At 71.9% G+C, this 24,666-nt stretch carries 18 protein-coding genes; 11 read left to right on the top strand and 7 right to left on the bottom strand.

Annotated features, from left to right (window positions below; all coding sequences use genetic code 11):
• Window positions 1–37: 37 nt before the first annotated feature.
• Window positions 38–3,565 carry a methionine synthase gene (gene metH, locus OG406_RS31470; protein WP_329188997.1) on the bottom strand — a complete coding sequence of 1,176 codons (3,528 nt, stop codon included), beginning with the start codon at window positions 3,563–3,565 and terminating at the stop codon, window positions 38–40.
• Window positions 3,566–3,834: 269 nt separating this feature from the next.
• On the opposite strand from metH, the gene OG406_RS31465 reads away from it, so the two are divergent.
• The 8 genes from OG406_RS31465 to OG406_RS31430 all read left to right on the top strand — a co-directional run bounded on the left by OG406_RS31465 (window position 3,835) and on the right by OG406_RS31430 (window position 14,239).
• The gene (locus OG406_RS31465) at window positions 3,835–4,599 is read left to right on the top strand and encodes an IclR family transcriptional regulator (RefSeq protein ID WP_081223503.1); all 765 of its coding nucleotides are present in this window, start codon (window positions 3,835–3,837) and stop codon (window positions 4,597–4,599) included.
• A 350-nt stretch (window positions 4,600–4,949) separates the two neighbouring features.
• Window positions 4,950–5,741 carry an MIP/aquaporin family protein gene (locus tag OG406_RS31460; protein ID WP_081223504.1) on the top strand — a complete coding sequence of 264 codons (792 nt, stop codon included), beginning with the start codon at window positions 4,950–4,952 and terminating at the stop codon, window positions 5,739–5,741.
• 61 nt (window positions 5,742–5,802) lie between these two features.
• Window positions 5,803–7,341, top strand: a complete 1,539-nt coding sequence (glpK, locus tag OG406_RS31455; RefSeq protein WP_266612356.1) for a glycerol kinase GlpK — start codon at window positions 5,803–5,805, stop codon at window positions 7,339–7,341.
• 19 nt (window positions 7,342–7,360) lie between these two features.
• On the top strand, window positions 7,361–8,977 hold the full coding sequence (locus OG406_RS31450) for a glycerol-3-phosphate dehydrogenase/oxidase (RefSeq protein ID WP_267050326.1): 1,617 nt from the start codon (window positions 7,361–7,363) through the stop codon (window positions 8,975–8,977).
• 217 nt (window positions 8,978–9,194) lie between these two features.
• Window positions 9,195–9,866, top strand: coding sequence for a FadR/GntR family transcriptional regulator (locus tag OG406_RS31445; RefSeq protein ID WP_164372490.1), 672 nt, complete (start codon window positions 9,195–9,197; stop codon window positions 9,864–9,866).
• Window positions 9,867–10,171: 305 nt separating this feature from the next.
• Window positions 10,172–11,335 carry a PAC2 family protein gene (locus OG406_RS31440; RefSeq protein ID WP_164372491.1) on the top strand — a complete coding sequence of 388 codons (1,164 nt, stop codon included), beginning with the start codon at window positions 10,172–10,174 and terminating at the stop codon, window positions 11,333–11,335.
• Window positions 11,336–11,724: 389 nt separating this feature from the next.
• Window positions 11,725–13,482 (top strand): S8 family peptidase, encoded by a 1,758-nt coding sequence (locus OG406_RS31435; protein WP_329188991.1) that lies wholly within the window; start codon window positions 11,725–11,727, stop codon window positions 13,480–13,482.
• Between the two features lie 64 nt (window positions 13,483–13,546).
• Window positions 13,547–14,239 (top strand): hypothetical protein, encoded by a 693-nt coding sequence (locus OG406_RS31430; protein ID WP_329188989.1) that lies wholly within the window; start codon window positions 13,547–13,549, stop codon window positions 14,237–14,239.
• A gap of 65 nt (window positions 14,240–14,304) precedes the next feature.
• On the opposite strand, the gene mshC is transcribed toward OG406_RS31430, so the two are convergent.
• From mshC to OG406_RS31410, 4 genes are all read right to left on the bottom strand, one after another.
• Entirely contained in the window at window positions 14,305–15,534 is a 1,230-nt protein-coding gene (gene mshC / locus OG406_RS31425; RefSeq protein WP_266612365.1) for a cysteine--1-D-myo-inosityl 2-amino-2-deoxy-alpha-D-glucopyranoside ligase, read from the bottom strand.
• Between the two features lie 109 nt (window positions 15,535–15,643).
• Complete coding sequence (locus OG406_RS31420; RefSeq protein ID WP_329188987.1) at window positions 15,644–16,471, bottom strand: SCO1664 family protein; 828 nt, start codon at window positions 16,469–16,471, stop codon at window positions 15,644–15,646.
• Window positions 16,435–17,025 (bottom strand): DUF3090 domain-containing protein, encoded by a 591-nt coding sequence (locus tag OG406_RS31415; protein WP_081223511.1) that lies wholly within the window; start codon window positions 17,023–17,025, stop codon window positions 16,435–16,437. The genes OG406_RS31420 and OG406_RS31415 overlap by 37 nt, the downstream gene beginning before the upstream one ends.
• Before the next feature lie 120 nt (window positions 17,026–17,145).
• Window positions 17,146–17,832: a histidine phosphatase family protein gene (locus OG406_RS31410; protein WP_164372496.1), complete on the bottom strand. Its 687-nt coding sequence runs from the start codon at window positions 17,830–17,832 to the stop codon at window positions 17,146–17,148.
• A gap of 98 nt (window positions 17,833–17,930) precedes the next feature.
• Between OG406_RS31410 and corA the strand changes: the two genes are divergently transcribed.
• Window positions 17,931–18,929 (top strand): magnesium/cobalt transporter CorA, encoded by a 999-nt coding sequence (gene corA, locus OG406_RS31405; RefSeq protein ID WP_266612371.1) that lies wholly within the window; start codon window positions 17,931–17,933, stop codon window positions 18,927–18,929.
• Window positions 18,930–18,945: 16 nt separating this feature from the next.
• Here the strand turns inward: corA and OG406_RS31400 are convergent, their stop codons facing one another.
• Window positions 18,946–19,734 (bottom strand): ferritin-like domain-containing protein, encoded by a 789-nt coding sequence (locus OG406_RS31400; protein ID WP_267050330.1) that lies wholly within the window; start codon window positions 19,732–19,734, stop codon window positions 18,946–18,948.
• 225 nt (window positions 19,735–19,959) lie between these two features.
• Window positions 19,960–21,015 (bottom strand): LLM class F420-dependent oxidoreductase, encoded by a 1,056-nt coding sequence (locus OG406_RS31395; protein WP_164372499.1) that lies wholly within the window; start codon window positions 21,013–21,015, stop codon window positions 19,960–19,962.
• Window positions 21,016–21,313: 298 nt separating this feature from the next.
• Between OG406_RS31395 and OG406_RS31390 the strand changes: the two genes are divergently transcribed.
• Entirely contained in the window at window positions 21,314–22,297 is a 984-nt protein-coding gene (locus OG406_RS31390; protein WP_081223516.1) for an aldo/keto reductase, read from the top strand.
• Entirely contained in the window at window positions 22,294–24,624 is a 2,331-nt protein-coding gene (locus tag OG406_RS31385) for a helix-hairpin-helix domain-containing protein (RefSeq protein ID WP_329188983.1), read from the top strand. Before OG406_RS31390 ends, OG406_RS31385 begins: the two co-directional genes overlap by 4 nt.
• Window positions 24,625–24,666 lie beyond the last annotated feature (42 nt).

The following is a 24,666-nucleotide window of genomic DNA, read 5'->3' as shown; positions in this document are numbered from 1 at the left end:
TGCGCTCGGCGGCTCGCGGCGCAGCGCGTCGGGGCGGTCACCGTGCGTTGAAGTACTTCGCCTCCGGGTGGTGGATCACGATGGCGTCGGTGGACTGCTCCGGGTGCAGCTGGAACTCCTCGGAGAGGTGGACGCCGATCCGCTCGGGCTGCAGCAGGTCCGCGATCTTGGCGCGGTCCTCCAGGTTGGGACAGGCCCCGTAGCCGAGCGAGAAGCGCGCGCCGCGGTACTTCAGCGCGAACATGTCCTCGATCCCGGCGGGGTCCTCCCCCGCGAAGCCCAGTTCGGAACGCACGCGCGCGTGCCAGTACTCGGCGAGCGCCTCGGCCAGCTGCACGGACAGGCCGTGGAGTTCGAGGTAGTCGCGGTAGGCGTTGGCCTCGAAGAGCTTGGCGGTCTCCTCGCCGATGCGGGAGCCGACCGTGACGACCTGGAAGCCGACCACGTCGGTCTCCCCCGACTCCTCCGGGCGGAAGAAGTCGGCCAGGCACAGCCGACGTCCGCGGCGCTGGCGGGGGAAGCTGAAGCGGGTCCGCTCGTTGCCCCGCTCGTCCAGGATGATCAGGTCGTCGTCCTTGGACACGCACGGGAAGTAGCCGTAGACGACGGCCGCCTCCAGCAGGTTGTCGGTCTGGAGCCGGTCCAGCAGACCGCGCAGCCGCGGCCGGCCCTCGGTCTCGACGAGGTCGTCGTACGTGGGACCGTCGCCCGCGCGGGCCTGCTTGAGGCCCCACTGGCCCTTGAACAGGGCGCCCTCGTCCAGCCAGGAGGCGTACTCCTTGAGCTGGATGCCCTTGATGACGCGGGTGCCCGCGAAGGGCGGGGTCGGCACCGGGTTGTCGGTGGAGACGTCGGAGCGGACGTGGCCCTCTTCGGGGCGCTCCTCGACCACGGTGTCCACCGCGGCCCGTACTCGGCGCTGCTTCAGCTCCGGGAGCACCGCACCGGGCACACCGCGCTTGACGCCGATCAGCGCGTCCATCAGGCGCAGGCCCTCGAAGGCGTCCCGGGCGTAGCGGACCTCGCCCTGGTAGATCTCGTACAGGTCCTGTTCGACGTAGGCCCGGGTCAGGGCGGCGCCGCCGAGGATCACCGGGTAGTCGGCGGACAGGCCGCGCTGGTTCAGCTCCTCCAGGTTCTCCTTCATGATCACCGTGGACTTGACCAGGAGCCCGGACATGCCGATGACGTCGGCCCGGTGCTCCTGGGCGGCGTCCAGGATCGCGGAGACCGGCTGCTTGATGCCGAGGTTGACGACGTTGTAGCCGTTGTTCGACAGGATGATGTCGACGAGGTTCTTGCCGATGTCGTGGACGTCGCCGCGCACGGTCGCGAGGACGATGGTGCCCTTGCCCTCCGCGTCCGACTTCTCCATGTGCGGTTCGAGGAAGGCCACGGCCGACTTCATGACCTCGGCGGACTGGAGCACGAACGGCAGCTGCATCTGGCCGGAACCGAACAGCTCGCCGACGACCTTCATGCCGTCCAGGAGGGTCGCGTTGACGATGTCGAGGGCGGGGCGGTCCTGGAGCGCGGTTTCCAGGTCGGCCTCCAGGCCGTTCTTCTCGCCGTCGATGATCCGTCGCTTGAGGCGCTCGTCCAGGGGCAGCGCGGCCAGTTCCTCGGCCTTGCCGGCCTTGAGGGACTTGGTGGTGGCGCCCTCGAACAGCGCCATCAGCTTCTGGAGCGGGTCGTAGCCCTCGGCGCGGCGGTCGTGGATGAGGTCGAGGGCGGTGGTGACCTCTTCCTCGCTGAAGCGGGCGATCGGCAGGATCTTGGAGGCGTGCACGATCGCCGAGTCGAGGCCGGCCTTGACGCACTCGTCCAGGAACACCGAGTTGAGCAGGATGCGGGCGGCCGGGTTGAGGCCGAAGGAGATGTTGGACAGGCCGAGGGTGGTCTGGACGTCCGGGCGGCGGCGCTTGAGTTCGCGGATCGCCTCGATCGTCGCGATGCCGTCCTTGCGGGACTCCTCCTGGCCGGTGCAGATGGTGAAGGTGAGGGTGTCGATGAGGATGTCGGACTCGTGGATGCCCCAGTTGCCCGTCAGGTCCTCGATGAGCCGTTCGGCGATGGCGACCTTGGTCTCGACGGTGCGGGCCTGGCCCTCCTCGTCGATGGTCAGCGCGATCAGCGCGGCGCCGTGTTCCTGGGCGAGCCGCGTGACCTTCGCGAACCGGGACTCGGGGCCGTCGCCGTCCTCGTAGTTGACCGAGTTGATGACCGCGCGGCCGCCGAGCCGCTCCAGGCCCGCGCGGATCACGGGGACCTCGGTGGAGTCGAGGACGATCGGCAGCGTCGAGGCGGTGGCGAAGCGTCCCGCCAGTTCGTCCATGTCGGCGACGCCGTCGCGGCCGACGTAGTCGACGCACAGGTCGAGCATGTGCGCGCCCTCGCGGATCTGGTCGCGGGCCATCTCCACGCAGTCGTCCCAGCGGGCTTCCAGCATGGCCTCGCGGAACTTCTTCGAGCCGTTGGCGTTGGTGCGCTCGCCGATCGCCATGTAGGCGGTGTCCTGGCGGAACGGGACGGTCTGGTAGAGCGAGGCGGCACCGGGCTCGGGGCGCGGGTCGCGCTCGCCGGGCGCCACTCCGTTGACGCGCTCCACCAACTGGCGCAGGTGCTCCGGCGTCGTACCGCAGCAGCCGCCGACCAGGGACAGGCCGTAGTCCCGTACGAAGTTCTCCTGGGCGTCGGCGAGGCCCTCCGCGTCGAGCGGGAAGTGGGCGCCGTCCTTCGTGAGGACGGGCAGGCCGGCGTTCGGCATGCAGAGCAGCGGGATGCGGGAGTGCCGGGTGAGGTAGCGCAGGTGCTCGCTCATCTCGGCGGGGCCGGTCGAGCAGTTGAGGCCGATCATGTCGATGCCGAGCGGCTCCAGCGCGGTGAGCGCGGCGCCGATCTCGGAGCCCAGCAGCATGGTGCCGGTGGTCTCGAAGGCCATGGAGACGAGCAGGGGCACCTGGACGCCGGTCGCCTCCATGGCGCGGTGCGCCCCGAGGATGGACGACTTCGTCTGCAGGAGGTCCTGGGTGGTCTCGACGATCAGGGCGTCGGCGCCGCCGGCGAGCAGACCCTCGACGTTGGCCTGGAAGCCGTCGCGGAGCGTGCCGTACGCGACGTGGCCGAGGGTCGGCAGCTTGGTGCCGGGGCCGATGGAACCGAGGACCCAGCGCTGGCGGCCGTCACGGGCACCGAACGCGTCGGCGACCTCGCGGGCGAGCCGGGCGCCGGCCTCCGACAGTTCGTGAACCCGCTCGGGGATGTCGTACTCGGCCAGCGCGGAGTGGTTCGCGCCGAAGGTGTTCGTCTCCACGCAGTCGACGCCGACCTCGAAGTAGGCCTCGTGGACGGAGCGGACGATGTCCGGACGGGTGACGTTCAGGATCTCGTTGCAGCCTTCGAGGTTCTCGAAGTCCTCGAGCGTCGGGTCCTGCGCCTGCAGCATCGTGCCCATGGCGCCGTCGGCCACCACCACACGGGTGGCGAGCGCCTCTCGGAGTGCGTCGGTTCGCCTGCGGCCCTCCTCGGGACCGGACGAAAGGGACGGGGTCGGCAACGAGGCCATGAAGGTGCTCCCTGGAGTGCGACGGCTGTCGGCTTTGCGCTTCCCGTGGAAGGCGCACGCCGTCAGGGTAGCCCGGAGCACCGGGGAACGGTCGTGGGCGTCCACGGGACGGACGGGCGTGGCGCGGGTGACGAAGGTGTGGAGAACGGCGAAACATGTGGCGACCACCCATTGGCGAGAGCCCGGCTACGACCGGTAGTGTTCGACATTGCCGAACGGTGGCGGTCAGGCGCATGCCGACGGTCGAAGGGGACGGAGGCAGCACGGCGATGGCACGGAACATCCAGTCGCTCGAACGGGCGGCGGCGATGCTGCGGCTGCTCGCGGGCGGCGAGCGCCAGCTCGGCCTGTCGGACATCGCCTCCTCGCTGGGCCTGGCCAAGGGTACGGCCCACGGCATCCTGCGCACCCTCCAGCAGGAGGGGTTCGTGGAGCAGGACCCGGCCTCCGGCCGCTACCAGCTGGGCGCCGAACTGCTGCGCCTCGGCACCACCTATCTCGACGTGCACGAACTGCGGGCGCGCGCCCTGGTGTGGACCGACGACCTGGCGCGCTCCAGCGGCGAGAGCGTCTATCTGGGCGTGCTGCACCAGCAGGGCGTCCTGATCGTGCACCACGTCTTCCGGCCCGACGACAGCCGCCAGGTCCTGGAGGTGGGGGCGATGCAGCCGCTGCACTCGACCGCCCTCGGCAAGGTGCTGTCGGCCTACGACCCGGTGGCGCACAGCGAGGTCCTGGAGGTCGAACGCACGGCGTTCACGCCGCGGACGGTCAGCGCGCTGGACCAGTTCGAGGGCGTCCTGGACATCACCCGCGCGCGCGGGTACGCGGCCGACGTCGAGGAGACCTGGACGGGCGTGGCCTCCGTCGCCGCCCCCATCCACAACCGGCGGCGGATGCCGGTCGGCGCTGTGGGCATCACCGGGGCCGTGGAGCGGGTCTGCCAGGACGGGGAGCTGCGCCCGGACCTGATCGCCGCGGTCCGGGACTGCGCCCGCGCGGTGTCGCGGGACCTGGGCGCCGGGCGCTTCTGAGGCGCGGGGCGCCGCAGGGAGGTTCGTACGGCACGAGGCCGGGAAGCGGAATGCTTCCCGGCCTTCGCCATGCCCCGGGCCGTGCACGCGCCGGCGCGCGGCCGGCCGGCCGCGATCGATAGCACACGGCAATCAATAACGATCGTGTTTTCGATAACAGGACTCTTGACGAGCTGGTAACGCGAGAGCAAGACTCCCGTCCATCGGTCGGCATTGTCGAACAGTTACCGGCAATAAGAGTTACAGTGTGGCAATGCCAGGGCCGACACCGCTCTCACTTCCCGAGAGCACGAACCACCGGTGGGACCCGGGGTTCGGCTTCCCCTGGACGAAGGACAAAGGAGTCGCGGGTGTCCAGCTCCGACATCTTCATCGGCGAGACCATCGGTACCGCCGTACTCATCCTGCTCGGCGGCGGCGTGTGCGCCGCCGTCACTCTCAAGCGCTCGAAGGCGCAGAACGCCGGCTGGCTCGCGATCACGTTCGGCTGGGGCTTCGCGGTCCTGACCGGCGCGTATCTCGCGGGCGGAGTCTCCGGCGCCCATCTGAACCCGGCGGTGACCATCGGTCTCGCGATCGAGGGCGGCACCAAGTGGAGCGATGTCCCGCTCTACCTCGGCTCCCAGCTCCTCGGCGCGATGATCGGCGCCGTCCTGGTCTGGATCACGTACTACGGACAGTTCCAGGCGCATCTCACCGATCCGGAGATCCTCGCCGAGCAGCCGGCCGAGGAAGGCCTGGTCGACCAGAAGACCGCGCCGAAGGCCGGTCCGGTGCTCGGGATCTTCTCCACCGGCCCCGAGATCCGCAACGCGGTGCAGAACCTCGCGACGGAGATCATCGCCACCGTCGTCCTGGTCCTCGCGATCCTCACCCAGGGTCTGAACGACAACGGCAACGGACTCGGCGTCCTCGGCGCCATGGTGACCGCGCTGGTCGTCGTGGGTATCGGTCTCTCGCTCGGCGGACCGACCGGCTACGCCATCAACCCGGTCCGCGACCTGGGTCCGCGCATCGTCCACGCCCTGCTGCCGCTGCCCAACAAGGGCGGCTCGGACTGGAGCTACGCCTGGATACCGGTGGCCGGCCCGCTCATCGGCGGCGCCATAGCCGGCGGCCTGTACAACATCGCCTTCAAGTGACACGACGGCCGTCACTCGTCATCACGCCTGAGAACGACACCCGAGAGCTACGGAGCACACCGTGACCGACGCCCACACCGCCGGGCCCTTCATCGCCGCGATCGACCAGGGCACCACCTCCTCCCGCTGCATCGTCTTCGACCGCGACGGACGCATCGTCTCCGTCGACCAGAAGGAGCACGAGCAGATCTTCCCGAAGCCGGGCTGGGTCGAGCACGACGCCGCCGAGATCTGGACCAACGTCCAGGAGGTCGTCGCCGGAGCCATCTCGAAGGCCGGCATCACCCGCGACGACATCAAGGCCATCGGCATCACCAACCAGCGCGAGACCACGCTGCTCTGGGACAAGAACACCGGTGAGCCCGTCCACAACGCCCTCGTCTGGCAGGACACCCGCACCGACGCCCTCTGCCGGGAACTGGGCCGCAACGTCGGCCAGGACCGCTTCCGCCGCCAGACCGGGCTGCCCCTCGCCTCGTACTTCGCCGGCCCCAAGGCCCGCTGGCTGCTGGACAACGTCGAGGGCCTGCGGGAGCGCGCCGAGGCCGGCGACATCCTCTTCGGCACCATGGACAGCTGGGTCATCTGGAACCTGACCGGCGGCGTGAACGGTGGCAGGCACGTCACCGACGTGACCAACGCGTCGCGCACCATGCTGATGAACCTGCACACCCTGGCCTGGGACGAGCAGATCGCCGAGTCGATCGGCGTCCCGCTGGCGATGCTGCCCGAGATCCGCTCCTCCGCCGAGGTGTACGGCGAGGTCACCGGCGGCCCGCTCGGCGAGCTGCTCGGCGGCATCCCGGTCGCCTCCGCGCTCGGCGACCAGCAGGCGGCCCTGTTCGGCCAGACCTGTTTCGCCGAGGGTGAGGCCAAGTCCACGTACGGCACCGGCACGTTCATGCTGATGAACACCGGCGACAAGATCATCAACTCGTACTCGGGCCTGCTGACCACCGTCGGCTACCGGATCGGCGACCAGCAGCCGGTCTACGCGCTCGAGGGCTCCATCGCGGTCACCGGCTCCCTGGTGCAGTGGATGCGCGACCAGATGGGCCTGATCAAGTCCGCCGCCGAGATCGAGACGCTCGCCTCCTCGGTCGAGGACAACGGCGGTGCCTACTTCGTGCCGGCCTTCTCCGGTCTGTTCGCCCCGTACTGGCGTCCCGACGCCCGCGGTGTGATCGCCGGCCTCACCCGGTACGTCACCAAGGCGCACATCGCGCGCGCCGTCCTGGAGGCCACCGCCTGGCAGACCCGTGAGATCAGCGACGCCATGACCAAGGACTCCGGCGTCGAGCTCACGGCGCTCAAGGTCGACGGCGGCATGACCTCCAACAACCTGCTGATGCAGACCCTGGCCGACGTCCTGGACGCCCCCGTGGTGCGTCCGATGGTCGCCGAGACCACCTGCCTCGGCGCCGCCTACGCCGCCGGCCTGGCCGTCGGCTTCTGGACCAACACCGAGGACCTGCGCGCCAACTGGCGCCGGGCCGCGGAATGGACCCCGAACATGGCCGCGGACGTCCGCGACCGTGAGTACAAGAGCTGGCTCAAGGCCGTGGAACGGACCATGGGCTGGATCGAAGACGAGAACTGACGAGGAGTAAGAACCCGCAATGACCAGCCAGTCCACCCTGCAGTCCGTGCCTGCCCTCGGTACGCACCCGGCCTCCGGCTCCAACCCGAGCCGCGCCGAGACCCGGGAGCAGCTTTCCAAGGCGACGTACGACCTTCTCGTGATCGGCGGCGGCATCCTGGGCATCTCGACCGCCTGGCACGCCGCGCAGTCCGGGTTGCGGGTGGCCCTGGTCGACGCCGGTGACTTCGCCGGCGCCACCTCCTCCGCCTCCTCCAAGCTTCTGCACGGCGGTCTGCGCTACCTGCAGACCGGCGCGGTGAAGCTGGTGGCGGAGAACCACTTCGAGCGCCGTGCGGTCTCCCGTCAGGTGGCCCCCCACCTGGCGAACCCGCTCACCTTCTACCTCCCCGTGTACAAGGGCGGGCCGCACGGCGCGGCGAAGCTCGGAGCGGGCGTCTTCGCCTACTCCGCCCTCTCCGCGTTCGGCGACGGCGTCGGCCACCTGCTCAGCCCCGCCAAGGCCGCGCAGGACGTGCCCGAACTGCGCACCGACAACCTCAAGGCCGTCGCCGTCTACGGCGACGACCAGATGAACGACTCCCGCATGGCGCTCATGACGGTCCGCGCGGCCGTCGAGTCCGGCGCCGCGGTCCTCAACCACGCCGAGGTCACCGGGCTGCGCTTCACCCGGGGCCGGGTCACCGGCGCCGAGCTGCGGGACCGTCTCTCCGGGGACGAGTTCGGCGTGAACGCCCGTCTGGTGCTGAACGCGACCGGGCCGTGGGTCGACCACCTGCGCAAGCTGGAGGACCCGAACGCGGCTCCGTCGATCCGGCTGTCCAAGGGCGCGCACCTGGTCCTCAAGCGGACCGCGCCGTGGAAGGCCGCGCTCGCCACCCCGATCGACAAGTACCGCATCACCTTCGCCCTCCCCTGGGAGGACATGCTCCTGCTCGGCACCACCGACGAGGAGTACGAGGGCGACCCGGGCGAGGTCGCGGTCAACGACAAGGACATAACCCAGATCCTCGACGAGGCCGCGTTCTCCATCCGCGACCAGCAGCTCGACCGGGACCTGATCACGTACTCCTTCGCCGGTCTGCGGGTGCTGCCGGGCGGTCCCGGCGACACCTCCAAGGCCAAGCGGGAGACGGTCGTCACCGAGGGCCGCGGCGGCATGCTGTCCGTCGCGGGCGGCAAGTGGACCACCTTCCGGCACATCGGCCGCACGATCATGAAGAAGCTGGAGTCGCTGCCCGGCCATCCGCTGGGTGAGGACTTCGAGCCGATCTCCGAGCTGCCGAAGAAGATGCCGCTGCCCGGCGTCGCCAACCCGCGCGCCGTCGCGCACCGCCTCCTGGTGGACGGGCCCGCGCCCGGCCCCCGTATGGCCGCCGACACCGCGCGGCACCTGTCCACCCACTACGGCTCGCTGGCCTTCGACATCGCCCGCCTGGCGAACGAGAACCCCGAACTCGCCGAGCGCGTCCACCCGGACGCCCCGGAGATCTGGGCGCAGGTCGTCTACGCGCGCGACAACGAGTGGGCCGAGACGGCCGACGACGTGCTGCGCCGCCGTACCACCCTGACCATCCGCGGCCTGGCCACGGACGACGTCCGTGGTCGCGTGCAGGACCTGCTCGACCGGAAGTAGGCACCCGCGGCGGTGTGAGGGGCGGCTCCCACGGGGGGTGCCGCCCCTCACCCGCGCCCGGGGTCCTTTCGGGTCGGGCCCGCGGTCCCGTCCTCCGGCGGCCGTGTGGGGCGTCCCGCCTCCGGATGCTTCCTGTGCGGGCGGGCGCACCCCGCATAATGGCCCCTGAGACATCGGATGTCTGAGGGGACATCCTGAGCCACCAGGAGGCCCCGCCATGGCAGTCACCGACGAGGCGATCGAGAAGATCAAGGGAATGATCGTCTCCGGCGCGCTGCGTCCCGGCGACCGGCTCCCCAAGGAGAGCGAGCTGGCGGCCGACCTGGGGCTGTCCCGCAACTCCCTGCGGGAGGCCGTCCGGGCCCTGTCCCTCATCCGCATCCTGGACGTGCGCCAGGGCGACGGCACGTACGTCACGAGCCTCGACCCGCAACTGCTGCTGGAGGCCCTGAGTTTCGTCGTGGACTTCCACCGCGACGACACGGTCCTGGAGTTCCTCGCGGTGCGCCGCATCCTGGAGCCCGCGGCCACCGCGATGGCGGCCACGCTCATCGGCGAGGCGGAACTGGACGCCCTCGCGGATCAGTTGGACAAGCTGGGCCCGGAGCCGTCCGTGGAGGAACTCGTCGCCGCGGACCTGGACTTCCACCGGGGCATCGTGCGGACGTCGGGCAACTCGGTGCTCTGCTCGCTCCTCGACGGGCTGTCCGGGCCCACCACCCGGGCGCGGGTCTGGCGGGGGCTGACCCAGGAGGACGCCGTCAGCCGCACCCTGCACGAACACCGGGCCATCCTGGCCGCCCTGCGGGACCGGGACGCGGAGGCGGCGCGGTCCTGGGCGACCGTGCACATCGCCAGCGTGGAGCAGTGGCTCAGGTCCACGCTGTAGGCACCGCTCGGCCCTCTGTGCCACTCGCCCCCGGCGCCGGGGGCGAGGCGTCGCGCGGACATCCGACCTCTCGCCGTCATCCGACCTATGGGACGGACAGAGCGCAAGGGTCCGGCCGCTCGGGCGAGTTGACCGTGTACAGCTCGGATGACTGACGGGTCGTCCGGGACGGTGGTCCGGCGTGTTTCGGGGCCCCGGACGGGGCAGTGATCCGTTCACTCCCCCGTGCGAGGGGGCTGCAGCGGGCCCCTCGGCACGCCGTAAGGTTGGTGCGTACGCGAGGGCACATCGGAAGGAGGCGCTGGGTGATCGAGCTGGAGGGGGTTCCCGAGCTGATCGACCCAGTCATGGTGGCCGCGTTCGAGGGCTGGAACGACGCCGGCGACGCCGCCTCCACGGCGGTCGCGCACCTGGACAAGGAATGGAAGGGCGAGGTGTTCGCGGCGCTCGACGCCGAGGACTACTACGACTTCCAGGTCAACCGGCCGACCGTCTGGCTGGACGGCGGCGTCCGCAAGATCACCTGGCCCACGACGCGCCTCTCGGTGGTCCGGGTCGGCGGCGACAAGCCCCGCGACCTGGTGCTGGTCCGCGGGATCGAGCCGTCGATGCGCTGGCGCTCGTTCTGCAACGAGCTGCTCGGTTTCGCGCACGAGCTGGGCGTCGAGCTGGTGGTGATCATGGGCGCGCTGCTCGGTGACACCCCGCACACCCGTCCGGTGCCGGTCAGCGGCGTCACCTCGGACGCCGACCTGGCCCGCACGATGGACCTGGAGGAGACCAAGTACGAGGGCCCCACGGGCATCGTCGGCATCCTCCAGGAGGCGTGCACCCACGCCGGTGTCCCGGCGGTGTCGCTGTGGGCCGCCGTACCGCACTACGTGTCGCAGCCGCCCAACCCGAAGGCGACCCTGGCCCTCCTCAACCGCCTGGAGGACCTCATCGACCTGCGGATCCCGCTGGGCGAGCTGCCCGAGGACGCGCGGGCCTGGCAGCTCGGGGTCGACCAGCTGGCCGCCGAGGACAGCGAGGTCGCCGAGTACGTGCAGACGCTGGAGGAGGCCCGGGACACCGCCGAGCTTCCCGAGGCGTCCGGCGAGGCGATCGCCCGCGAGTTCGAGCGCTACCTGCGCCGCAGGGACGGCGGCGGCCCGCCCGCCGGGTCGGGCGGCCACGCGACGGAGAGCGGCGAGTCGTACCTCCGCGACACCCCCGGCACGCCCGGCGGACGGGGGCGGCCGCCGATGGCGCAGCGCCCCGAGTCCGACGCGGGACAGGACGGCGGATCGGACGCCGAGCCGCGCAAGGGGACGGACGAGACGGCCGGCGGGGCCCGCTCGGACACCCGGGGGCGCGCGCCCGGCTCCGGGGACTCCCCGCGTCCGTCGGGAGCGCCCGACGCGCCCGAGACCTCGGACCCCTCCGACGCCTCCGGACCCTCCGACACGTCGGACCCCTCCGAGGACTGAGCGGAGCGGCGGGACGACAAGTCGACCGGCCGGAGCCGTAGAACTGCACGACAGAGGGGCGGGGCGCGCACGACGCGCCCCGCCCCTCTGTCATGTCGTCAACGACCGCTGTCCTCCCGGCACATGACATCCGTCTCGCCAGTGTTTGGCCTGATTGAGGCGTGACATCTGGTTCCGGACGGATTGCACAGGTTTCCCCATTCAACTTGTTCTCAAACCACGTTGGCGAAGACAGGGTGGACGGGAGGCCGTGGGCGTGCCAGGTTGAGCCCCGGAGGCCCCGCCCGGCGACGGGACGTGATCGGGGCGACAGCGCGAGGCACAGCGTCACGGCACGGCGGAGCACACGCAGGGACCGGCACCCCAGGGATCGAAGGGAGCGGTACGCGATGACCGACCAGGTACAGCCGGCGCAGGGCCCGGGAACGTCCGGGCCGGGGCCCGACGGAGCGGGATTCACCTACCGAGGAGCCGAGCAGGAGCTGATCGTCGTCGCACGTCCGGAGGCCAGGCTGCGCGCCCGGGCCGAGGGCGTCCGCTCGGCGGCGGGCGCCGACGTCTCGGCCCTCAATATGTTCCTCAGCGACGAACAGCTCGCCCTGGAACCGCTGTTCGGCAGCGAGGAACGCCTTCAGCAGTCCAGCGCGGCGGGCACCGGGAGCGGCCCCGATCTCGCCCTCTTCTACCGGGTGCACGGCGTGCGCAGCCGTGCCCAGGAACTGCGCGCCCGGATCGCCGCGCTCCCGGAGATCGACTCGGCGTACGTGAAGCCCGGCGCCGTGCCGGCCTCCACAGCCTCGGGAGCTCCGGCGGGCTGGACCGGCCGGAGCTCCGACGACGGCCGGCGGCGGAAGGAGGGGGCGCCCGTCACCCCCGACTTCACGAGCCGCCAGGGCTACCTGCGTCCGGCGCCCGAGGGCATCGACGCGTACTGGGCCTGGCAACGGCCGGGCGGTGCGGGCCGGAACGTCACGGTCATCGACGTGGAGGGCGCCTGGCAGCTCGGGCACGAGGACCTGGCCTCCAAGCTCGCCGGGGTGGTGGTCGGCACACCGCTCACGGACCTCGCCTGGCGCAACCACGGCACGGCCGTGATCGGCGTCATCGGCGGCGACCGCGACGAGCAGGGGATCACCGGTGTGGCGCCGGACGCCGTGACCGCCGCCGCCTCCTTCCAGGGCATCGGTACGGCGGCAGCGGTCCACGCGGCGGCCGAGCGGCTGAGCCCGGGTGACATCATCCTGATCGAACTGCACGCCCCCGGGCCCCGGTTCGACTTCGAGGAGCGGGACAGCCAGGAGGGCTACATCCCGCTGGAGTGGTGGCCGGACGACTTCGCCGCCGTCCAGGACGCGACCGCCCGGGGCATCGTCGTGGTGGCGGCCGCGGGCAACGGTGCCGAGTCGCTCGACGACGGGGTGTACGAACGGCGGCCCGCGGAGTTCCCCGAGTGGTGGCGCAACCCGTTCAACCCCTCCAACCGGTCGTCCGGGGCGATCCTCGTCGGTGCCGGCGCACCGCCGCCCGGCACCCACGGCCGCGACCACGGCCCGGACCGGTCACGCCTGGCGTTCTCCAACTACGGGGCGCGCGTGGACACCCAGGGCTGGGGACGCGAGGTCACCACGACGGGCGGCTCCTGGGACCGGCCCGGCGATCTGCAGGGCGGCGCCGAGGAGATCGCCTGGTACACGGACACGTTCTCCGGGACCTCCTCCGCCTCCCCCGTGGTGGTCGGTGCCCTGGCCGCGCTGCAGGGCATGCTCAAGGCGGCCGGCCAGGCACCGATGTCCCCGGAGCGTGCCCGTGCGGTGCTGCGGGCCACCGGCTCCCCGCAGCAGGACGCGCCGGACCGGCCCGCGTCCCAGCGGATCGGCAACCGGCCCGACATCAGGGCGGCGGTCGCCTGGCTGCTGCCGGAGGCGGTCGGCTCGGGCCGGGCCGAGTGGTACTGGGCCGAGTTGATGCCGTACCCGCCCGAACTGCCGCCACGGCTCCGGCTCCACGTCTCCGGAGCCTGGCGCAACCTCGCCCATCCGTCCCCCGAGATCACCCAGGCGGTGCAGGCCGCCTTCGCGGGAGGACGTCCCGACGTACGCGTCTGGTTCTCGGACGACGAGATCGTCGGCCTGGTCGTCACGGGCTGAGGACCAGGCTCCCGGGACCGACGGAACGGAACGCAACCAACCATTGACGGAAGGTGGCAACCGCATGAGCACCATCCCGCAGACGAGCCGGCAGGGACACCCGCAGGCGCAGCAACAGGACCGACAGCAGGGGCAGCAGGGACCGACCACGTCTCCTCCGCAGCAGTTCGGACCGCAGCAGGGCATGAGCCCGCAGCAGCCCTACGGAACCCAGCCGCAGCAGTCGTACGGACAGCAGGAGTTCGGCGGTCGGATCCAGCAGCCCTATGGTCAGCAGGAGTTCGGTCAGCAGATCCCGCAGCAGTACGGCGGGCAGATGCAACAGCCCTACGAGCAGCAGGACATGGCCGGCCACGACATGGGCCGGCAGATGCCGCAGCAGCAGATTCCTCCGCATCTCCAGCAGCAGCTCCAGCAGATCGGCCGGCAGCAGCCCTTCGAGCACCTTCTTCAGCAACTCGGCGGACAGCAGGCGCAGTCGCCGGGGCTCGGGCAGCCGCTCGTGCTGCCGAGCGCGGTGCAGGCCGCGTCGCTCGTGACCGGCATCGCCACCAAGTTCTGGGACGTCGTCACGCCCTTGCCGGGGCAGCCGTCGATCCTCTACCTGTTCATCGACGACGGCTGGCGCCAGCTGGTGAACCCGAACCAGGTGACGCACGACCAGGTGCAGGAGGCCTTCGCCTTCGGGCAGGAGGTCATCGGGTTCTACGACACGGCGACCAACGCGCTGCAGGCCGTCATCGTCAACAAGCAGTAGGGCGGCGGCACGCACAGGGCGCCGGGCGGATCACTCCGCCCGGCGCCCGATCGTAGGGGGAACCGTTACAGCGCGACGCCCAGGAGGGCGTCCACGGCACGCGAGACGACGCCGGGGGCGCCTTCGTCCGTGCCGCCCGTGCCGTGCTGGAGCGCGGCCCAGCGGTCGACCGCGGCGAGCGCGGCCGGGGCGTCCAGGTCGTGGGTGAGCGCGGCGCGGATCTCCTCGACCAGCGCCTCGGCCGGCGGTCCGTCCGGGCGGGACACCGCGGCCCGCCAGTCCTCCAGGCGGGCGACCGCCTCGGCGAGGACCGCGTCCGTCCACTCCCAGTCGGCCCGGTAGTGGTGCGCGAGGAGCGCGAGGCGGATGGCGGCCGGGTCGACGCCGTCGCGCCGGAGCTGGGAGACGAAGACGAGGTTGCCCTTCGACTTCGACATCTTCTCGCCGTTCAGAGCGACCATGCCGGCGTGCACGTACGCCTTGGCCATCGGGAACTCGCCCGTCAGCACCTGCGCGTGCGAGGCGCCCATCTCGTGGTGCGGGAAGGCGAGGTCGGAACCACCGCCCTGGACGTCGAAGCCCATGCCCAGGTGGTCGAGGGCGATGGCGACGCACTCGATGTGCCAGCCGGGGCGCCCGCGGCCCAGCGAACCGCCGTCCCAGCTCGGCTCGCCCTCACGGGCGGCCATCCACAGCATCGGGTCGAGGGGGTTCTTCTTGCCGGCCCGGTCCGGGTCGCCGCCGCGCTCGGCGGAGAGCAGACGCATCGTCGCGGCGTCCAGGTTGGACACCTTGCCGAAGTCGGGGTCGGACTCGACGGAGAAGTAGACGTCGCCCTCGAGCTCGTAGGCCGCCCCCGCGTCCCGCAGCCGCTCGACGAGCGGCACGATGCCGGGTATGGCCTCGACGGCGCCTATGTAGTGCTGCGGCGGCAGCATCCGCAGGGCGGTCATGTCCTCGCGGAAGAGGGCGGTCTCCTTCTCGGCGAGGCCCACCCAGTCGACGCCGTCGCGCTCGGCCCGCTCCAGCAGCGGATCGTCGACGTCCGTCACGTTCTGGACGTAGTGAACCTGCCGCTTGGTGTCGAGCCACACGCGCTGCACGAGGTCGAACGCGTTGTAGGTCGCCGCGTGCCCCATGTGGGTCGCGTCGTACGGCGTGATGCCGCAGACGTAGATACGGGCGACGGGACCGGGGTCGAGGGTGACGAGCCCACCCGTCGCGGTGTCGTGGATCCGGAGGTCGCGGCCCTCACCGGGCAGGGCGGGGACGTCGGAAGCGGGCCAGGCATACATGTCATGAGACTAACCGGACGGAACTTCCGTATACGAACCGGCCAGCCCGAGATGGCCGGGAAGGCCCTCTTGCGCGGTGCGCCGCCCCGGCCGGAGCGGCGCTCGCGGGCTACACCGGCGGCCAGGGGATGGCGGGCCACTCGCCGCTGGGCTCGGGGTGTCTGCCGGACGTGAGCATGGCCGCGACGCGCCCGCGTGTGGCCTCGATCTCGGCGGCGGTGACGAGTTCGGCCAACCGGGTGGCCAGCGGTTCCCCCGGGGCCAGGGCGTCCCGCAGGGCGGTGAGAACCTCCACCGCCTCGGCGGTGAGCCGCTCGCCGGCCCAGCCCCACAGCAGCGTGCGCAGTTTGTTCTCGGCGTTGAAAGTGACCCCGTGGTCGATGCCGTAGAGGCGGCCCTCGCCGGTGGGCAGCAGGTGGCCGCCCTTGCGGTCGGCGTTGTTGATCACCGCGTCCAGGACGGCGAGCCGCCGCAGCCGGGCGTCGTCGGCGTGCACGAGCAGAGCCGTCTCGCCCTCGCCGACCTCGGCGAAGCCGATCGCCTTCCACCCCTCGGCCGGCTCCTCGCCCTCCACGAGCGCGAGCAGGCCTTCCCCGTCCTCACCGCCCGAGGGCTCGATCCACAGCTGGCACATGCCCTCGCCGTACGGTCCGTCGCGCAGCACGGTGGTGGGCACGAGCCCCCATCCGGTCGCCTCGGACACCTCGTACGCGGCGACCTCGCGCTGGGCGAGCGTGCCGTCGGGGAAGTCCCACAGGGGACGCTCGCCGGCGACGGGTTTGTAGACGCAGAACGCCTCGCGGCCCTCGTACGACACGGAGCAGTAGAGCACCGCGTTCGAGGCCTCACGGATCTGTCCGCGTACTTTCAGCTCGCCCCGGGCGAGCAGCTCGGCGGTCGTCACGCTCCGCGGCGGTATCCGTTCTGGCGCGGACATACGTGTCCTTCCGGGTCGAGCGGGAGGCTGCACAGCGGGCAGGGCGGGCGGCCCGCGTTGACGACGTCGAGGGCCCGCTTGGCGAAGGCGCGGGCCTGGGCTCCGGTGAGGCGGACCCGGAGCATCGGCGGGCCGTTCTCCTCGTCCTGGAGGAGACGCTCCTCGGCCTCGGCGAGGTCCTCGTCGGACTCCGCCTCCAGTTCCACGAGGGCCTGCGCCTCGACGATCATGCGCTGCTCGTCACCGTCCCAGGCCAGCGCCATGGTGCCGACGCGGAACTCCTCCTCGACGGGTGTGTCGAGGGGGGCGGTGTCGGACACCTCGGTGGGGGCCATCGCCGGGACCGGGGCGCTGCCGCCGGTGCGCCGGACGACCTCGTCGAGGAGTTCTTCCATCCGCTCGGCGAGTGCGGCGACCTGGGTCTTCTCCAGGGCCACGCTCGTCACCCGGGGCCCCGAGGTGGCCTGCAGGAAGAAGGTACGGCGCCCGGGCAACCCGACCGTACCGGCCACGAAGCGGTCCGGGGGGTCGTAGAGGAACACCTGACGGGACACGTCCTGTCTCCATTGGATCGGCATGAGGGACGGCTGACCGCGCCGCCCCGCATCGGCTGCTGAGAACTTGCTGACAACTACTGCGCTGCTTCGACCGCTTCACCCTACTGCGGCCGACGATCACGGTGCGCCCGCGCCGCCCCCGACCGGGGCGTCGCCGCTCGGGGGTTCCTCGCGCGGCGCGAGGGACGCGAAGTCACCGGTGTCCCCGAGCCGCACGAGAAATGGCCTCAGGCGGGTGTAACGGATCGCTGTGATGGAACACGGTTCAACAGAGATCCGCTGGAAGAGGTCGAGATGAAGTCCGAGTGCGTCGGCGACGAGCGCCTTGATGATGTCGCCGTGCGAGCACATGAGGTAGACCGCGTCGCTGCCGTGGTCGCGCTCCACGCGCGCGTTCCACTCGCGCACCGCCTCGGCGGCCCGTGTCTGCATGGCCCGCATCGACTCGCCGCCCGGGAACGCGGCCGCGGACGGATGCGCCTGGACGACCTCCATCAGCGGCTCGTCCTTGAGCTCGGCGAGCTTGCGGCCCGACCAGTCTCCGTAGTGCGCCTCGCCGATGCGCTCGTCGCTGTGCGCGGGCACCTCGGGGCGGGCCTCCCGCAACGGCTGGACGGTCTCCTGGCAGCGCTGGAGCGGGCTGGCGACGATCTCGGCGATCGGCAGCCCGGCGAGCCTCCCGGGCAGTGCCGCGGCCTGCTGGGTCCCGCGCTCGTCGAGGGCGACGCCGGGGGTCCAGCCGGCGAGCAGTCCCGCGGTGTTGGCGGTGGAACGTCCGTGCCGGACGAGGATCAGGGTGGGCATGCGGCCCAGGGTAGACGGACGGCTCGCGGACCCGGTGGGCGCTGTGGACAGCGGCGGCCGGAGTGCGACAGGGCCCCAAGGACAGGAGAATACGCTCCGTGATCGTCGACTGCGCCATCTACCGGGACGGGAAGCGGACAGAGGGCCCGGACGACCTCTCCGACGCCCTCGCACAGTGCCGTGCCGAGGGCGACGCCTTCGTGTGGATCGGCCTGTACGAGCCCACCGAGAGGGAGTTCGACCTGGTCACCGAGGAGTTCGGGCTGCATCCACTGGCCGTCGAGGACGCCCTCAAGGCCCATCAGCGGCCGAAGCTGGAGATGTACGAGGACTCGCTCTTCATGGTCCTGAAGCCGGTGGCGTACGAACCGGAGAGCGACGCCGTCTCCTCCGGCGAGGTCATGGTCTTCCTCGGGGACTCGTTCGTGGTGACCGTGCGGCACGGCGAGGAGTCGCCGCTCGCGGCCGTACGGCGTCGTCTGGAGGCGGATCCCGAGATGCTGCGGCACGGGCCGACGGCGGTGCTGTACTCGATCGCGGACGCCACGGTGGACCACTACCTGGAGGTGGCCACCGAGCTGGGCACCGACCTGGAGGAGCTGGAGGCGGAGGTCTTCTCGCCGCAGCAGGGCGGCTCCCGGAACACCGCTTCGCGGATCTACGCGTTCAAGCGGCAGGTGCAGGAGTTCCGCAGGGCCACGGTCCCGCTGGCGGCGCCGCTGACCCGGCTCTCGGGCTCGGGCCTGGCGACGGCGGCGGTGCCGTTCGTGAACGTGGACGCGCAGCCCTTCTTCCGGGACGTCAACGACCACCTGATGCGGGTCAACGAGTCGGTGGAGGGCCTGGACCGGCTGGTGTCCGACATCCTCTCGGCGCATCTCGCGCAGATGAGCGTGCGGCAGAACGACGACATGCGGAAGATCTCCGCCTGGGCCGCGATGGCGGCGGTCCCCACGATGATCGCGGGGATCTACGGCATGAACTTCGACCACATGCCCGAGCTGCACTGGGTGTGGTCGTATCCGGCCGTGGTGGGGATCATGGTCGTGCTGGAGGTCCTGCTGTACCGGCAGTTCAAGCGGCGGGGCTGGCTGTAGCGACGGCCCGCCGCCGTCAGGCGAACTCGGGCGCGGTGGTGGCGGGGCCGTCGAGGGCGCCGCGCCGCTCCGGCATCTCCAGCGAGACCATCCGGCGCCAGCCCACGGCACGCTCGTACGCGTACACGGCGTGGATGCCCGCGGCGAGGACGGCCGCCTTCGCGCGGGACCAGCCGAGGATGTCTCCCATGTGGGCCATCACGGCGAGGCTCACGTCCCGGTAGACGCGGATCTCGGCGTGCGCGCAGGTCCGCAGGGTCCGCTGGATCGCGCGGCCGTGGCCGGCGCGGGCGAAGCGCAGCAGTTCCTCGTGACAGTAGGCGAGGTGGTTGTCCTCGTCGTTGGAGATCATCTTCACCGCGCGCCCGAGGTCGGGGTGGTCGGCGAAGTGCTTGCGCAACAGGTTCATCTGTTCGGAGGCGCGCTGTTCGGTGACCCGGCTGTGGGCCAGGTAGGTGACGACGTCCTGCACGGTGAGCGGCCGGGCGCCCTTGAGCTGCTCGTGCGCCAGACCGATGCCGTGCCGCTCCAGGAGCATCGTGTAGTCGGTGTCGGCCGGGACCTCGACCGGTTCCAGCCCGCGCTTCCTCATGAGGGCGTTGAAGATGCGCCCGTGCTTGTCCTCGTCGGCGCCGTGGCGGGCGATCCTGGGGGCGAGGTCGCGTTCGCCCGCCGGGACCAGCGCGGCGATCCTGGCGTTCTCCCAGCCGCCCTGCGACTCCCCGCTGGCCGCGATGGAGCAGAAGAGCCGGTACGACTCGTCGTTGTCGAGGATCTCCTGGAACAGATTCTTGGCCGAAAGCATCTCTGACACCTCTCCGCAGGGTTCCGCAGAAAACGAGTCAAATGGGATGTCGGGCGACCGGCAACCGATGTGTCGGACAAATCCGCCGAACGACGGACGGAGAACTGGGCCCGGGCGCGTAACCAAGGGGCCGTCGGCGCGTTGTTCCCCGTGACGGCCGTGGCGGGGAAGACCCCCGAGCCCCCACCACGGCCGCAGACTTCCTCCGGATCCGTTCCGGCGCGGTTACGCCAGTCCGGCGCGCTCCAGGGCGTCGGATCCGGCCCGCAGCGAGGCGATCCGGTCCTCCAGGGTGAAGCCCGCCGGAGCCAGCGTGAGCGTGGTGACACCGGCGGCGGCGTACGCCGTCATCCGGTCGGCGATGCGGTCGACCGAGCCCAGCAGGGTCGTCTGGTCGATCAGCGCGTGCGGGATGGCGGCCGCCGCGCCCTCCTTGTCGCCGGACAGGTACTTGTCCTGGATCTCGGCGGCTTCCTTCTCGTAGCCCATGCGCTGGGCGAGCTGGTTGTAGAAGTTCTGCTTCCGGCTGCCCATGCCGCCGACGTACAGGGCGGTGTACGGGCGGAACATGTCGGCGAGCGCGCTGACGTCCTTGTCGTCGCCGAGGGCGAGCGGCAGGGTCGGGCAGACGTCGAAGCCGTCCATGGTCTTCCCGGCCTTCTCCCGGCCCGCGCGCAGGTGCTTGACCGCGGTCTCCTCCAGGTGCTCGGCCGAGGGGAAGATGAGCAGCGCGCCGTCCGCGATCTCGCCGGTCTGCTCCAGGTTCTTGGGGCCGATCGCGGCGACGTACAGCGGGATGTGCTCGCGCTCGGGGTGCACGGTGAGCTTGAGCGGCTTGCCCGGGCCGCCCGGCAGCGGCAGGGTCCAGTGCTCACCCTCGAACGACAGCCGCTCGCGGGTCATGGCCTTGCGGACGATCTCCACGTATTCGCGCGTGCGGGCCAGCGGCTTGTCGAACTTGACGCCGTACCAGCCCTCGGAGACCTGCGGTCCCGAGACGCCGAGCCCGAGGCGGAAGCGGCCGCCCGACAGGGAGTCGAGGGTCGCGGCGGTCATCGCGGTCATGGCGGGCTGCCGGGCCGGGATCTGAAAGATGGCCGAGCCGATGTCGATGCGCTCGGTCTGGGCGGCGACCCAGCTGAGCACGGTGGCGGCGTCGGAGCCGTAGGCCTCGGCGGCCCAGCAGACGGCGTACCCGAGCCGGTCGGCCTCCTGGGCCACGGCGAGATTGTCCGCGTCCATTCCCGCGCCCCAGTAGCCGAGGTTGATGCCGAGCTGCATGGCCGATTCCCCTTACCGATCAGTAACGTCCCTTGGCCGAGACCCTAGCGTGCGGACGTCCCGGCCGGGGAGCGGCATCTTCGGCCTTGTCTGCACCTGCCCGGCGCACGGTCCGGGACTCCCCGGTGAACTCCGCCCGGCGCCTCGCGGGGCCCCTGTCGACGCGCGGCCCGTGCGCCCGCGTACGCCGGTGGCCGCCCCGGTTCCGGACCACGCGCCGTCACGTGCGGCGATCGGTGGGATTTCGGTTGTCCACAGGCCCCCACGCGGCCGGTTCCGGACAGTAATCTCGGCGTTCATGGAGCAGAGGCATCTCGGCCGTACCGGCCTGCGTGTGTCCCGGATCGGACTCGGCACCCTCACCTGGGGCCGGGACACCGACGAGCACGACGCGGCGGACCTGTTGAAGGCGTTCTGGGAAGCGGGCGGGACCCTCGTCGACACGGCGGACGTGTACGGCGACGGGGAGGCCGAGTACCTGCTGGGACGCCTTGTCGAGGGGCTCGTGCCGCGCCGCGACCTGGTCATCTCGACGAAGGCCGGAAGCGTGCCGGACCCCGAGCGCCGCTTCGACGGTTCGCGCAGCCACCTGCTGTCGGCCCTGGACGCCTCACTGGCCCGCCTGGGCACCGACTACGTGGACCTGTGGCACGTCCACGCCTACGACCCCCACACACCCCTGGACGAGACCCTGCAGGCCCTCGACCTGGCGGTCAGCAGTGGCCGCGCCCGGTACGCGGGCGTGTCCAACTTCTGCGGCTGGCAGCTCGCCAAGGCGGCCACCTGGCAGCTCGCCGCGCCCGGCATACGCACGCGTCTGGCCAGCACGCAGATGGAGTACTCCCTGCTCCAGCGGGGCATCGAGCGGGAGGTGCTGCCGGCCGCCCTCGACCTGGGTGTCGGCCTGCTGCCCTCCTCGCCGCTCGGGCGGGGCGTGCTCACCGGCAAGTACCGGGCCGGGACGCCGACCGACTCGCGGGGCGGGTCGGAGCACCTCGCGCCGTTCGTTGCGCCCTATCTCGACGAGACGGCGAGCAGCATCGTGGAGGCGGTGTCGATCGCGGCGGACGGTCTCGCCGTGACGCCCCTCCAGGTGGCGCTCGCGTGGATCCGCGACCGACCCGGCGTCGCCGCACCGATCGTCGGCGCGCGCAACGCGCAGCAGCTCACGGCCGCGTTGTCAGTGGAGACCCTTAGTCTTCCTGACGAGATCTGCCGGGCTCTCGACGACGTGTCGGCCCCGGTGCACCACTATCCCGATCACGACTGGAGCACGCTGTGAGCACGGAGCCCGAGACCACGGAGGAAGCGGAGCCGGGGGCGCCGGGCGCGGACTCGACCGCGGGCGACCCGCAGGACACGGGCGCGGACGCGGGTGAGTCGGGCGCGCGCTCCGGGGACGGGGACGGGACCGCTCCGGAAGGGGCGGGGACGGACGACGGGACGGGCCCGGCCGCGGAGGCCGGCACCGGCGCCGAAGCCGAGGACGGTGACGACGGCGACGGCGGCGACACCGACGCCGAGGCAACCGCCGGGACGGGGACCGCCACGGAGGCCGAGGCCGCCGCCCAGGTGTCCGAGGCGGCGGCGGAGCTGGCGGCCCAGCGGCTGGAGCGGGAGCGGATCGAGCGGCGGAAGGCGGAGAAGCAGACGCCGATCGCGGCCGGGACCAAGCTCAGCGGCACGGCGGCGGACCTGCTCGCGGCCGTACGGGCCGTGGAGAGCGGCGAGAAGCCGGTGGCCACCGCCTTCCGCGAGCCGACGCCCCCGCCGCGCCGGGTCGTCGAGGAGCCGGCGCGGCGACCGGGGCCCGTTGCCGCCCAGCCCGCCTCGCCGAGTGCCGCCGCGCCGGAGGCCGTCGACGCCGTCCGGGCCGTGCTGACCGAGGGAGGCGCGCCGGAGACGCTCGCACCCCAGGTCGTCGCCGCGCTGGGCGAGGGCGCCGACAGCCAACTGCGCGAGGACCCCTGGCAGTTGCTGCGGGTGGCCGGGGTGCGGCCCGAGCCGGCGGACGGGTTCGCGCGGGCGCTGCTCGGCGCCGAGTGCGGCCCGGACGACGAGCGTCGGGGCCGGGCCCTGACCGTGTGGCTCCTGGAACAGGCCGCCGTGGCGGGGCACACCGCCCTGGACGCTCCCGCGCTCGTCGCGGCGCTCGCGCAGCGCGCCGTGCCCGATCCGGACGCCGCCGTGCAGGCCGCGCTCGCGGAGGGCGACGCCCTGGTCTTCCAGGACGCCCTGGACCCGGCGCCCGCGGCGCCGCAGGACGACTCGGAGGAGCCGCAGGAGCGCCCGGTGCGCATCCTCATCGGCCTGGAGCGGTACGCGCTGGCCGAGGAGAGCCTCTCCGACGGACTGGGCCGGATCATGAACTCGGTGCCCAAGGCGGACGGTTCGGCCGCCGACTGGGAGGAGGCCGCCGGCGCCGCGCCCCGTTCCGCAGGCGAGCTGATCCGCGCGGCCGCCGCCCACGGCCTGGTGCTGCACACCGGCGGTGACGCCTCCCGGTCCGAGGTGGCGGCGCTGCTGCACGTGACCCGCGGCCTCGGTCTGCGCGGCTGGGCCGCCGCCCACACCGCCGACGGCCGTGACCGTCTCACGCAGCTGCTGGCCGGACCCGCCCAGGACACCGCGGGCCACGGCGAAGCCACCGGCACCGCCACCGTCGAAGGACTGCTCTCCGGCGCGGAGGGTCCGGGCCGCGACGCCGACGGGGCTCTGGACCTGGACGTCCTGGTCGTCCTCGACGCGCCGCAGCTCGACGTCGAGACGGCCGCCGTGCTCGCCGAGTCCCTGCCGGACGGGGCCCGCCTCGTGCTGAGCGGTGACCCCGGAGTGCTGTGGTCGGCTGGCCCCGGGCGGGTCTTCGCCGACCTGATCGCCGCCCGCGCCTGCCCGCAGGTGGCCTCCCGGACACCCGACCCCGGGCCTGTCGGAGAGCTGGTCTCGGGCGTCGGCATCGGCGAGCTCAACCAGGTGGAGGCGCCCGGCAAGGAGGTCGTGATCGTCCCGGTGCGCGACGCCGGCGAGGCGGTGCACCGCACCGTGCAGCTCGTCGCCGACTCGGTGCCGCGGGCGATCGGCATTCCCACGGCGCAGACCCAGGTGATCACACCCGGGCACGGCGGCGCGGTCGGCACCCGCGCGCTGAACACCGCTCTCAAGGAGCGGCTGAATCCCGGCCCCGGCCGCTTCGGGGGTTTCGACCCGGACGACCGGATCGCCTACTCCCCCACGCCGGGCCGCGTCCTGCAGGGCCGGGTGGTGAAGGCCGACGCGGACGGACTGCACCTGGAGTGCGCGGGCGAACCCGTCGTCGTGGCGAAGGAGCGGGTCGAGCAGACCGTGCGGCACGGCTGGGCCCTCACCGCGCACCAGGCGGTGGGACTGCGCTGGCCCGCCGCGGTCGTGGTGCTCCCGGGCGACGCGGCGGCGACCCTGACCCGCCCGTGGGTGTACACGGCCTTCGGACGGGCGGAACAGCACCTGTCCGTCGTGCACGGCGTGGAGCAGGCGTTGCAGCACGCCGTGGCGGAGGTCCCGCAGAAACCCCGCACCACCCGCCTGCCGGCCCTGCTGAAGGCCCAGACACCGGCGGCGACGGCGAGCTGACCGGAGCGGCCGGCTCGGAAGGGCCGTCGCACGACAAGCGAC

Source organism: Streptomyces sp. NBC_01428 (assembly GCF_036231965.1).
Lineage (GTDB): Bacteria > Actinomycetota > Actinomycetes > Streptomycetales > Streptomycetaceae > Streptomyces.
This window is presented reverse-complemented; position numbering and strand designations above follow the sequence as displayed.